Origin of the sequence: Pantoea sp. MBLJ3 (assembly GCF_000816655.1) — a bacterium.
GTDB classification, from domain to species: domain Bacteria; phylum Pseudomonadota; class Gammaproteobacteria; order Enterobacterales; family Enterobacteriaceae; genus Pantoea; species Pantoea eucalypti.
The window spans coordinates 137,283-149,690 of record NZ_JSUT01000029.1; the positions used below are offsets into that span (position 1 = coordinate 137,283).

10 protein-coding genes and 1 pseudogene are annotated in these 12,408 nt (G+C 53.9%); 7 read left to right on the forward strand and 4 right to left on the reverse strand.

The genetic code is table 11. The features are described from left to right. Positions 1–231 precede the first annotated feature (231 nt). The 5 genes and pseudogenes from malT to NP77_RS19860 all read left to right on the forward strand — a co-directional run bounded on the left by malT (position 232) and on the right by NP77_RS19860 (position 5,751). Complete coding sequence (gene malT, locus NP77_RS19845) at positions 232–2,934, forward strand: HTH-type transcriptional regulator MalT (protein WP_039661393.1); 2,703 nt, start codon at positions 232–234, stop codon at positions 2,932–2,934. Positions 2,935–3,087: 153 nt separating this feature from the next. Then, positions 3,088–3,230, forward strand: a pseudogene (locus tag NP77_RS23905) (transcriptional regulator); the annotation flags it as partial. Between the two features lie 258 nt (positions 3,231–3,488). Continuing rightward, positions 3,489–4,043: a YfiR family protein gene (locus tag NP77_RS19850; RefSeq protein ID WP_039661394.1), complete on the forward strand. Its 555-nt coding sequence runs from the start codon at positions 3,489–3,491 to the stop codon at positions 4,041–4,043. Position 4,044: 1 nt separating this feature from the next. Next, positions 4,045–5,253: a diguanylate cyclase domain-containing protein gene (locus NP77_RS19855; protein ID WP_039661395.1), complete on the forward strand. Its 1,209-nt coding sequence runs from the start codon at positions 4,045–4,047 to the stop codon at positions 5,251–5,253. A gap of 24 nt (positions 5,254–5,277) precedes the next feature. After that, the gene (locus NP77_RS19860; RefSeq protein ID WP_008924716.1) at positions 5,278–5,751 is read left to right on the forward strand and encodes an OmpA family protein; all 474 of its coding nucleotides are present in this window, start codon (positions 5,278–5,280) and stop codon (positions 5,749–5,751) included. A 108-nt stretch (positions 5,752–5,859) separates the two neighbouring features. Here the strand turns inward: NP77_RS19860 and NP77_RS19865 are convergent, their stop codons facing one another. The 4 genes from NP77_RS19865 to NP77_RS19880 form a co-directional block, all read right to left on the reverse strand. Continuing rightward, positions 5,860–6,870 (reverse strand): Gfo/Idh/MocA family protein, encoded by a 1,011-nt coding sequence (locus tag NP77_RS19865; RefSeq protein WP_003851488.1) that lies wholly within the window; start codon positions 6,868–6,870, stop codon positions 5,860–5,862. 10 nt (positions 6,871–6,880) lie between these two features. After that, positions 6,881–7,708: a TIM barrel protein gene (locus tag NP77_RS19870; RefSeq protein WP_039661396.1), complete on the reverse strand. Its 828-nt coding sequence runs from the start codon at positions 7,706–7,708 to the stop codon at positions 6,881–6,883. Between the two features lie 93 nt (positions 7,709–7,801). Beyond that, positions 7,802–9,244, reverse strand: coding sequence for a sugar porter family MFS transporter (locus tag NP77_RS19875; RefSeq protein ID WP_039661397.1), 1,443 nt, complete (start codon positions 9,242–9,244; stop codon positions 7,802–7,804). A gap of 319 nt (positions 9,245–9,563) precedes the next feature. Continuing rightward, positions 9,564–10,466, reverse strand: a complete 903-nt coding sequence (locus tag NP77_RS19880) for a LysR family transcriptional regulator (RefSeq protein WP_008924712.1) — start codon at positions 10,464–10,466, stop codon at positions 9,564–9,566. A gap of 100 nt (positions 10,467–10,566) precedes the next feature. On the opposite strand from NP77_RS19880, the gene NP77_RS19885 reads away from it, so the two are divergent. Beyond that, a complete protein-coding gene (locus NP77_RS19885) occupies positions 10,567–11,634 on the forward strand; it encodes an SDR family oxidoreductase (RefSeq protein ID WP_039661398.1) in 1,068 nt (355 codons plus the stop codon). Positions 11,635–11,720: 86 nt separating this feature from the next. Continuing rightward, positions 11,721–12,377 carry an SDR family oxidoreductase gene (locus tag NP77_RS19890; protein ID WP_039661399.1) on the forward strand — a complete coding sequence of 219 codons (657 nt, stop codon included), beginning with the start codon at positions 11,721–11,723 and terminating at the stop codon, positions 12,375–12,377. Positions 12,378–12,408 lie beyond the last annotated feature (31 nt).

A 12,408-nucleotide genomic window follows, 5' to 3' on the forward strand; every position in this document is an offset into this window, starting at 1 on the left:
CGGGCGGAAATCATCACTCATCCTCCCGAAAAGGATTAGGGCAGGAGGATAGGGAGGGTGGAGAGAATGAGGCTATTCCTAAATCGACGCAGGAGTGTGATTGCGCACGCTTTTGTAAAGTTTAGTTAATGGGTTTGCTTGCATTCATCAGACGAAATGCTGAACCTGTGTAAGGAATAATTACGAAGCGTAAAATAATGATGCGCTCGACGAATGGAGAAACGCGCGCCCATGTTAATACCCGCCAAACTCAGCCGCCCGGTCCGTCTTGAAGGCACCGTCATCCGTGAAAGATTGCTGCAAAAGCTCACCGCTGCCGGTAACTATCGGCTGGTCCTGGTCACCAGTCCGGCAGGTTACGGCAAAACCACACTGGTATCTCAGTGGGCGGCGGGAAAGCGCGATCTGGGCTGGGTATCTCTGGACGAGGGCGACAATCAGGCGGAACGCTTTGTCGATTACCTGATAGCTGCATTGCAACAGGCCACACATGGCGGCTGTCCCCGCACTGAGCTGCTGGCGCAGAAGCGGCAATATGTGAATCTCAATGCACTGTTTTCTCAGCTTTTTATCGAACTGGTGGAGTGGCAGCAGCCGTTGTGGCTGATTGTTGATGACTACCATCTCATCACCAATCCGGTTATTCATGACGCGATGCGCTTTTTCCTGCGTCATCAGCCGGAGAATCTGACGCTGATTCTGATGTCGCGTAACCTGCCGCAGCTGGGTATCGCTAACCTGCGGGTGCGTGAGCAACTGATTGAACTGGGCAGCCAGCAGCTCGCATTTACACATCAGGAAGCGCGCCAGTTCTTTGACTGCCGTCTGTCGGCGCCGCTGGAAAGCGAAGAGAGCAGCCGCCTTTGTGATGATGTCGCAGGCTGGGCGACGGCACTGCAACTGATTGTGCTGTCGGCACGACAGGGTGCCAGCTCTGCGCAGCATTCAGCCCGGCGGCTTTCAGGTATTAATGCCAGCCATCTCTCTGACTATCTGGTGGAAGAGGTGCTGGATAATGTCGATCTCTCCACCCGCCATTTCTTACTCAAAACTGCGCTGCTGCGTTCAATGAACGATGAGCTGATAGCCTGCGTAACCCACGAAGATAACGGCCAGATGCGGCTGGAGGAGATTGAACGTCAGGGGTTATTTCTGCAGCGCATGGACGATTCCGGCTGCTGGTTCAGCTACCATCCGCTGTTTGGGAACTTTCTGCGTCAGCGCTGTCAGTGGGAGCTGGCCGCAGAGCTGCCTGCGCTGCATCGGGCTGCGGCTGAAGGCTGGATGGCGCAGGGGTTTCCTGGCGAGGCGATTCACCACTCGCTCGCCTCCGGTGACGCGAGCATGCTGCGGGATGTGCTGCTGAAGCACGCCTGGACGCTGTTTAATCAGAGCGAACTGCCGTTACTGGAGAACTCCCTGAAAGCGCTGCCGTGGGAGATGATGCTGGAGAATCCTATGCTGGTGCTGCTGCAGGCGTGGCTGATGCAGACCCAGCATCGCTTTTCTGAAGTCGATAGTCTGCTGGCACGTTTTGAACAGGCCAGCCGCTGCGAGATTGATGCCGCTCTGCGCGGTGAATTTAATGCGTTGCGCGCACAGGTGGCGATCAACGATGGCAATACCGACGAAGCGGAGCGGCTGGCGAAAGTGGCGCTCGACACCCTGCCAGCCAGCCGTCACTACAGCCGTATTGTGGCGACCTCAGTACATGGCGAAGTGATGCACTGCAAAGGTGAGTTAGATGATTCACTCAAGCTGATGCGTCAGACCGAACAGATGGCGCGTCGCGATGAGGTTTGGCACTACGCGCTCTGGAGCATGATTCAACAGAGCGAGATTCTGTTTGCTCAGGGCTTTTTGCAGGCCGCCTATGAGATCCAGAGCCGCGCCTTTGTGCTGGTGGAAGAGCAGCATCTGGCGCAGTTCCCGCTGCATGAGTTTCTGCTGCGCATTCGCGCTCAGCTGTTATGGGCCTGGGGCCGACTGGAAGAGGCAGAGCAGGCGGCGCGCGAAGGGATCAACGTGCTGAACGGTTACCAGCCGCAACAGCAGATTCAGTGTCTGGGACTGCTGGTACAGTGCTCACTGGCGCGCGGCAACATTGATAACGCCCGCAGCTACCTGAACCGTCTGGAAAACCTGCTGAACAACGGCAACTGGCACAGTGACTGGATCGCCAATGCCGATAAGGTTCGGGTGATCTACTGGCAGATGACCGGCGACAGCCAGAACGCACGCGACTGGATGCGGCAGACACCCAAACCCGCTTTCGCTAACAATCATTTCCTGCAGGGACAGTGGCGTAACATTGCCCGTGCACAGATCCTGCTGGGTGATGTCAGCCAGGCAGAAGTGGTGCTGGAGGAACTGAATGAGAACGCCCGTGCCCTGCGCCTGATGAGCGATTTAAACCGTAATCTGCTGCTGCTGAATCAGATCTACTGGCAGACTGACCGCAAAGCGGAGGCGCAGCGTGTGCTGATTGAGGCGCTGAAACTGGCACGCAGCACCGGATTTATCAGCCATTTTGTCATTGAAGGCGAGATGATGGCGCAACAACTGCGGCAGCTGATTCAGCTAAATACTCTGAATGAGCTGGACAGTCACCGCGCCCGCCGCATCCTGCTTGAAATTAATAAATATCATCGACATAAGTTTGCCCATTTCGATGAAGGTTTTGTCAGCCGGTTGCTCAACCATCCTGACGTGCCGGAACTGATCCGCACCAGTCCACTGACGCAGCGTGAGTGGCAGGTGCTGGGCCTGATCTATTCAGGATACAGCAACGATCAAATCGCCGGGGAACTGGCGGTGGCATCCACCACCATCAAAACGCATATCCGTAATCTCTACCAAAAACTGGGCGTCTCTCATCGCAGCGAGGCAATGAATCAGGTGCAGGCGCTGTTAAAAATGATGGGCTATGTCTGAGAATAGCGGGCGATTATTCATCGATTGTTGAAAATTGCCCAGGCATAAGGCTGTTCTGATGTAAAACCCACACAGGAAACCGACGCAGGTTAAAGGCGCCTGACAAGGTCTGGAAGAGTTCTGGAAGAGTAAAGCAGAGCGGGAGTGTGCTGTGGTGAACTGGTTGAAGTGCTTCCCGATCTGCGTCCCGAGCCGCTTAGCGCGTATTTGTGGTCGCGCACCGCCGCAATCTGTCGCGGCGTATCAGGGCTTTTATGCACTGCACAGAAGACATTTTAAAACCCTATTTTTACTGATTACATGCGCGATATTTACGCCAGATACGAAGAGACGAGGCAAAGGAAAAGCTTAATCGTGCAGGTCACGCTGCGCTTTTTCTGATGGTTTGCTTAATCTGATGATAAAATCGCAAATGAGCGTGTAAGCTGAGATAAATATCAGGGCCGCTATAAATTATAGTGATTGAAGCTTGTTAACATTTGTAACTGCTGCTGTGCTAACATTTCGACGTTTATTCAGGTTTCCTGCCGTGTGTAGTATTACTGGAACGCAGTATGATAGATAAATATCAAACCCATCACGATGTCGCTGTACTGCTTCTGCTACGACACATCTGCACAATCGCCCTGACGTTTCTTCTGCTCATCGTCATTCCTCATTTAGCCTGGGCCGAAATACAGGATGGCAAAGCTAATCGCATTGTCAGTGGCATTATCAGTTTCACCCACTGGCCGGGTGTGAAACGACCAGAATTATGTGTTTTATCTTCAGCGCGACATCTCTCTTTACCGGAAAATCCTGCGTCTTCAACCGCGACATTTACTGTTGTGTATCTTGCTTCTGTTAACGACTTCAGTATGCACCGATGCGATGCTGTTTATTTCGGCGATCAGACGCCCCAGCAGCAGGTTGACTCTCTGCAGCATTTTACAGGAAGAGCCGTTCTTAGCCTCGCGGAGAATAATACGGAGTGTACGGTGGGTGCCGCGTTTTGCATGATTTTTCAGCCTAATCATACGCATTTTTCCGTTAACCTCGATTCCCTTGCCAGAAGCGGTGTCAGGGTGAGTCCTGATGTGCTTTTGCTCTCCCGCGAGGGAGGCGAATAAGATGAAATTTGATAAATTAAGACATGATAAATCGTCCATCCGCAATAAACTGCGTAAGATAAGCACCATCAACGCTGCAGTGATACTCCTGCTGTGCTGGTTATTACTCTCATCAATGTCGCTGCTGTTTATTAAAAAATATGAGAAACGAAATCTCGAGTTAATCGGTTCGACGCTAAGTACTACGCTAACTGCGGCTACCGTTTTTGCCGACAGCTACGACGCACGTAATAAAATTGAACGGCTTGGCAATGAAGGCATGTTCGCTTCCGCGAAGCTGGTTACCCGTGATCACATTGTTCTGGTTCAGTGGAATGCACAACAGGAACCGTCGGGTTGGTATTCACGCTTACTGCGCGAGTGGATTTATATCAAACCGCTTAACGTCAATATCATTCATGCTGATGCTGTCGTCGGGACGTTGACGCTGGAAGGCACGGTGACCGGCGCGTTAAACTTCCTTCGTTACTCATTTATGATTCTTAGCAGCGGCATGCTTTGTGTGCTGGTTATCTCGCTTCTGCTGAGTGAATTTCTGCATCGGGGTATGGTTGCAACACTGCGCACCATTACCAGCTCAATTCACTATGTGATTCATTCTGGTGATTTTTCACTGCGAATCCAGGGTGGCCCAATTAAAGAGTTTCAGCTCTTTTCAGACGATCTGAATTCACTGCTTAAGGAAATGCAATCGCTGAAGGCTTCGCTTATGCGTGATAATCGCTCGCTGGCCGCTAAAGCGCTGGAAGACCCGCTGACCGGCCTTGCCAACCGCACTGCATTTTCCGCCCGGCTGACACAACTCCTCGCTCTGCAATCTGCCAATGAGCGCTTTGCGCTGTTATTTCTCGATGGCGATCGTTTTAAGAGCATTAATGATAACTGGGGACATGCCGCCGGGGATGAGGTATTGAAAGCGATAGGATCGCGCCTTTTATCACAGGCATCTGAACAGGATCTGGTTGCCAGATTAGGCGGAGATGAATTTGCCATGCTGGTGAGCAGCCGGACCCGTGATGAGCAATTGAAGCAACTCATGCAGAACATTCATGCTGCCATCAGCGAGGAAATCAGTATTGCAGAAGGTTTGCCGATAAAAACCTCAATGACCATCGGATATGCGTGGTCACAACAGGGTGATACGGTTGAATCGATCCTCGAACGTGCTGATATGAATATGTATAAGAATAAGCGAAAAAATAAAGTTTAATGAAGGCGTGAACGAGACGTGAATATGAAAAAGAATATTTCCCTGATGCTCCTGACTCTGGCTTTGGTGGGTTGTCAGTCTAAAGAGCATTTTAGTGAGGCACAAATCGCCGCGATGAAAAGTGCTGGATTTACCCGGAATAGTGAAGGCTGGGGGTTGGGATTATCCGATAAAATCCTGTTTGGTGTTAACGAATCAGAACTGACTCCCTCAAGCAAAAGTAATATTCAGGGGATGGCGAAAAACCTGGCATCGACCGGTATTGAGCATGTGCGCATCGATGGGCACACTGACAATTATGGCAAACCCGATTATAACCAGCAGCTGTCGTTGAAAAGAGCGAATGCCGTAGCGGCACAGTGGGCGGAAGGTGCGTCGATACCCCGTGGAAATATTGTTACGCGTGGATTGGGGATGAGTGCTCCGGTTACCAGCAACAATAGCGCGCAAGGGCGTGCGCAAAACCGCCGCGTGGCCATTGTGATCACTGCACCATGATAAACCAGCAGCCAACGCCTGTTTGTCGGCGGGTTTTCCCGCGCGTGACGCGCCGCTGACTATGGGAAAAGATGAACGCACGGCGGACTCCGCCATGCGTTGTTTTTATCAGCGATAAAACGCCGGTTTAACCGACATCTTAACCGGCACAATCTCGCCAGAGGTTTGTGCCGCGACACAGGCATCGGCCGCGACTGCCGCCGCGTAACCATCCCACGCCGAGGGACCCGTCATCTCACCGCTGATGACGTTGTTGATAAACGCCTGTAGCTCCACGTCATAGGCATCGATAAAGCGTTTTTTCCAGTCGGTCAAAATGGTAGTCGAGAGTTTTGCCGCGCTGCGTGTCTGCACAGAAACGGGCTCCGGCAGGCGGGCAACGCCGCGTTCACCCACCACTTCACACTGAATGTCGTAGCCATATTCACAGTTCACAAAGATTTCGACATCAATACGCGCGCCTTTGGCTGTCTCCAGCAGCACGATTTGTGGATCGCGCAGATGTGACGATGCCTTGCGGGTTTTGCGTGGGAAGATCACCTGTACGCTGGCGTAGTCATCATTCAGCAGCCAGCGCAGCACATCGAGTTCGTGGATAAGCGTATCGGTGATTGCCATGTCGGTGGTGTAACTGTCACCCACTTCCGGATTACGGTGTGCGCAATGCAGCATCAGCGGTTCACCAATCTCACCGCTGTCGATGACCGCTTTTAGCGCACGGTAGCCGCTATCATAAGGGCGCATAAAGCCGACCTGCACCAGCTGCCGTCCCGCCTGAATCTCCGCTTCAACAATATTCATACAGCCCTGAGCGGTGACCGCCAGCGGTTTTTCGCAGAACACCGCTTTGCCCGCTTCGATACAGGCCAGCACAAAGGCTTCATGTGTCGGACCCCAGGAGGTGACCAGCACCGCATTCACCAGCGGATCGTTAATGAGATCCAGCGCATTGTCATAAATGCGTGCTTCCGGCGTCAGCTCATTCACAATCTGCTGGCAGTTGTCGCGGTTGATGTCGTTGAGCGCCACCACGCGCGCATTCTGTAACACTGTGCTGCAACGACGGATATGTTCGCGGCCGATTGCGCCGGTGCCGATAACACCAATGTTAATTGTCATGATGATTCCCTTAAGCTGAGTGATTTAACAAACGAATGCTGTCGCGTATTTCGCGGATGATGTCCGCTTCCTGCCAGCTGTTCATTACCGATGAGAAAGGTTCAAAAGCGTAAAGGCCGCTGTAGCCCATCTTCTCCAGCCGCTCAACCTGTTGCTTACTGTGCAGGCGGTCGTCCGCGCTGAGCATGATGCGCTCTTCGTCGGTGAGCTGGCTGACCGGGCGTGGGTCAGTGACGCCGGAGAGGTGCACCAGCCCGATCTGACCGATATCGATCTCCTGGTCAAAAGTCTGTTCCGCATCCTCAAACAGATGATGATGGAAGGTATCGATCAGTAATCTGAACGGCACGCCTGCTTCATGAATCAGTGTCTGCGCCTGAGTTGCCGAACGTAGTGAGCTCTGAGGAAAGCCCAGCGGTTCTACCAGTCCCTGAATACCTGCGTCGGCGAACAGCGGTGCCAGGGTTTTCAGTGCAGCGACGGTATCGGCTGCGCTGATGGGCGTACCGTCATTGAGCGGACAGAGCACCAGCGATTCCGCGCCAACTGCCTGCGCATCGCTTAATAACTGGCGGGCGCGCTGTAGTACCTCTTCATTCAGCTGGTTAAACGGATAGAGCGCATTGATAGTGACAATACGAATACCTGACTCACGCGCCAGGGCCCTGACGTCGTCACCGCTGAGATCGTCGGTAACGCGTCCGCTGGGCATATCATTACGCAGCTCGACATTATGAATACCCAGCTGGCTGACGAGGTTAAAAAATTGCGGAAGGGTGAGGCTGGGCGCTATTTTACGGTTGATGCAAAAGCGCGCGTTGGGAATATTCAGGCTCATAACAATTTCCTTGAACGTAGGGTGTCGGTGTTAATAGCAATCGGGTCGTCAGCGTCATGACGCGGGCCGTTATTTTTTACTGCGCAGCAGGCACTATTTTTTGCCGTTATAAAGCGCATAGAAATAGTGCTCGACCTGCTCAAGACTTCTTCCCCGGGTTTCGGGAATAAACTTCACAACAAAAACAGAACCGCCGATGCCGATGGCCGCGAATATGAAGAAGGCACCAGCCAGACCAAACGCGGCTAATAACAGCGGGAAGGCCATAGAGATGGCAAAATTAGCGATCCACAGTGAGAAGACCGCGCCGCCCATACAGATGCCGCGCATTCGGGCGGGGAAGATTTCTGACAGCAGTAACCAGGTCACCGGTGATAACGCGCCCTGCTGAAAGCACAGAAACATCAGCATGCCCGCCAGCACCAGATACGCCCGCAGCAGATTGACGGTGCCATTGAGGTATTCCGGCATCAGCCAGCAGACCAGCCCGATAAAGAAAAGGCAGCAGGTGCAGCCCATCTGGCCAATTAACACCAGCGGGCGACGGCCCACTTTGCCGATTAACCAGATACCGACCAGCGTCATCACCACCGAAATCACGCCATTGGCGATGGTGGCAAACAGCGCCGCATCATTGCTCAGTCCGGCAGCGGTCAGCATGGTCGGCGCGTAATACATGATGGTATTGACGCCGGTCAGCTGCTGAATGGCGGCGATGCCCACGCCCAGCAGGAAAATTTTCATCAGCCAGGGCGTCGCAAGATCGCGCAGGCGGCCTTTGCCACGCTGGCGGTTCTCTTCGATGGTTTCCTCAATCTCCTCCAGTTCCCACTCAACATCTTCAGCGGCGCGGGTCTTTTCCAGCACCTCACGGGCGGCCTGACTGCGGCCTTTCATCACGTGCCAGCGTGGGGTTTCTGGCATAAATATCATGCCGATCCAGAGCAGAACGGCGGGAACAATCGATAGCGCGAGCATCCAGCGCCAGGTGTTTTCACCGCCCCAGATGTCGTTAAACGTGGCGTTTGAGATGTAGGCCAGCAACTGACCGCTGACAATCATCAGCTCCTGCAGGGTAACCAGCTGGCCGCGTTTGTTAGCGGGTGCGATTTCCGCGATGTAGACCGGCACGGTGGCTGCCGCGCCGCCCACGGCAAAGCCCAGGAACAGACGCGAGGCGATCATCCAGGTGACGTCCGGTGCCAGGGCTGATCCCACCGCACCCAGAGCAAAAATCAGCGCCAGTGCGATGATAATGCGTCGTCTGCCCAGGCCATCTGCCAGATGGCCGGCCGCCAGTGCGCCGAAGGCCGCGCCAAACAGCAGGGAGCTGGTCACCAGTCCCGTTGTAAACGGTGTGAGATGCAGATCGCCACGCATAAATAGCAGCGCACCCGAGACCACACCGGTGTCATAACCAAATAGCAACCCACCTAAAGTGGCAACCAACGCAATAATCTTTACAAAAGGCTCGGTGCGGGTGGCGCTATTGGGACCGGAGGCCGGGTTCGACGAAATATAAAGTTCTTTTTCCATGAATACTCCTGGTCATTACGGCAAAGACAAAACGTCAGAACATGAAGAAGCCATCACCCTACTGATATTTTTATTTCGGGTTAAATTATATTTGAAACTTAGTTTTCATTATGTGAGCTCAACCCTTTCGCCTTTTTTATTTTGATTGGATTCCATCAGGGCGTAATAAAAATCGTTAGATTAAAGAGGTTTAATATTCACGTTAATAAAAAAGCGATGTTTTTGTCAGGGCGAAATGGGAATAATTTCGGGAAAGCAGAGTGTGACGAATCAGGGTCAGGATGAAATATCCTGACCAGAAGAAAGGGGAATGTTGAGGTTAGCGGATGGTGAGTGCATTTAATGCGGATAACAGCGCGTCTACTTTTGGCAGAAACTGTTTACGCCGTGGCCATACCACGCTTAGCGTCAGCCCGTCAGGTTGTAACTGCGGCAGGATAATCTCCAGTTCGCCGGCTGCCACGGCGCGCTGAATCAGCCATGAAGGCATCTGGGCCACACCCAGTCCGGCGATGACCGCCTGCAGTTGCGCATCAACGTCGCCCACTGCCAGCCTGAACGGCACCTCGCGCCAGTGTGGCTGACCATCTTCAGTGGTGAACAGCCAGGGTTTGGTCGAGCCATCCACGCGCTCATAAAGGATGGCGGGATGATTCAGCAGCGCCGCCTCATTCTCCGGACGACCTTCACGGTCCAGATAAGCAGGAGAGGCACAGAACTGCATCTGCTCGCGGCCCATATTGCGCCATCCCAGGGACGCAGGGAGGTCAGGCGCACCGCCGATCCGTACTGCCACATCCACGCCTTCCTCAAACAGGTCCACAAAGCGATCGGACAAACTCAGGCTCAGCGCCAGTTCCGGGTGCTGCTGGCAAAATGGCATCAAGAGCGGCATGACGTTGAGACGGCCATAGGTCGTGGGCACCGCCAGACGCAGACGACCGGACGGAATGATGCGCTGCGCCGCCAGCACTGCCTCGGCTTCGGCCAGATCCTCCAGGATGCGCAGGCAGGTCTGATAATAGGCGCTGCCCGCGTCGGTGAGGTGCAGGCTTCGCGTGGTGCGTTCCAGCAGCCGCGAGCCCAGTCGCGTCTCCAGGCGGCTGACGCTTTTACTGACTGCCGAACCGGTCACATGCAGCCGCTCAGCCGCGGCGGTAAAGCTGCCGCACTCGACGCTGGCAACAAACGGCAGAATATCTTTGAGGCGATGATCGTGCATTGATTGATGAACTCAGGTTAAGAATGCTGTGAATAAATGCCAGAGATAAGAACTGAATTCTCTATTAGGCTTAGAATTACGCAAAACGAGGAGAAATCAAATGAAAAAGCACGCTTTGATTGTTGGCATCAGCGGTGTTATTGGTCGCGCACTGGCAGAGAAATTACAAACAGAAGGCTGGCAGGTCACCGGTCTTTCACGCGGACGCGGTGCGGTTCCTGAAGGCGCAGCCAGTCTGACAGCCGATCTGACCGACGCTGACGCCGTTCGTGACGCACTGAAAGAGGTAAAACCGGATGCGCTTTTCTTCAGCGTCTGGGCGCGTCAGGAAAATGAGAAAGAGAACATCCGCGTTAATGGCGGCATGGTGCGCAATGTGATTGAAGCACTCGGCGATCGCCTGAAGGGTTCACACGTGGCACTGGTTACCGGTCTAAAGCATTATCTGGGTCCGTTTGAAGCTTACGGCAAAGGGGCGGTGCCGGTGACGCCGTTCCGCGAAGAGCAGGGTCGTCAGCCAGTCGATAACTTCTATTACGCGCAGGAAGATGAAGTGTTCGCGGGCGCTGAGAAGTATGACTATCGCTGGAGTGTTCACCGTCCGCATACCATCATCGGTCATGCCGTAGGTAACGCGATGAATATGGGGCAGACGCTGGCGGTTTACGCGACGCTGTGCAAAGAGAAGGGCTGGCCCTTTATCTTCCCAGGCTCGCCTGAGCAGTGGAACGGCATTGTTGATATGACCGATGCGGGCCTGCTGGCTGAGCAGCTGCACTGGGCTGCCACTTCACCAAATGGCGCAAATGAGGATTTCAATGCCGTAAACGGTGACGTTTTCCGCTGGAACTGGATGTGGCCAAAACTGGCAGACTATTTCGGTATTGAAGCTGCGGAGTACCCGGCGCAGATGATGCCGCTGGAAAATCGTATGCAGGAAGCCGCCAGTGCATGGCAGGCGATTGCAGAGCAGAATCAGTTGCGTGAGGCAGATGTGACTAAGCTGGCTTCATGGTGGCACACCGATGCAGACCTGGGCCGTCCGATGGAAGCTTTTACTGATATGAGTAAGAGCCGCAAAGCGGGCTTTACCGGCTATCGCAGCACGCTCGACTCCTTTACTCAGCTGTTTGATAAGCTGAAAGCGGAAAAAGTGATTCCGGACTAACCCAGCAGGCGCCGCATCAGGCGCCTGTTTCGTTTCTGGCAGAGACTATACTCAGGCACTGAATCAGTGAATGGAGGAGCAGATCGATGACAACATGTTTCATTATCGGGGCGGCGGGCAAGGTTGGCCAAAAGCTGACGCGTCAACTGAGCAGCAGAAACCATGCGGTCACGGCGCTGCACCGTAAACCGGAACAGGCTGAAACTCTTCAGGCCGCAGGCGCGAAGCCTGTTGCGGGTGATATTCAGCAACTCAGCGTGACGGCACTGTCCGGTTTAATGACGGGTCACGAAGTGGTTGTTTTCACCGCGGGTGCGGGCGGAGCCGGGATCGAGTTAACCAATGCCATTGACGGTGAAGGGTTGAAGCTGGCGGTAGCTGCAGCAGAGCAGGCGGGTGTCTCGCGCTTCCTGCTGGTCTCGGCGTTTCCGGATGCAGGCCGTGGTAAAACGCCATCAGAGGGTTTTGAGAATTACATGCGGGTGAAACGTCTGGCGGATGCCGTGCTGGTGGCGAGTAAGCTGGAGTGGGTGATCCTGCGGCCGGGAACGCTGACCGATGAAGCCGGGACAGGGCGGGTGCATGCTGATCTCGCTATTCCTTATGGGGAAATCCCGCGTGAAGATGTGGCGGCGACGCTGGTCGGGTTGATTGAGAATCCGGCGATCAAATATCAGATAATCGAACTCACCCAGGGTGATGTGCAGATTGATGTGGCGTTGCAGCGGTTGCAGCGGGGATAGAAAGATAGGGTTGTTGCTGGATCGAGCCTGC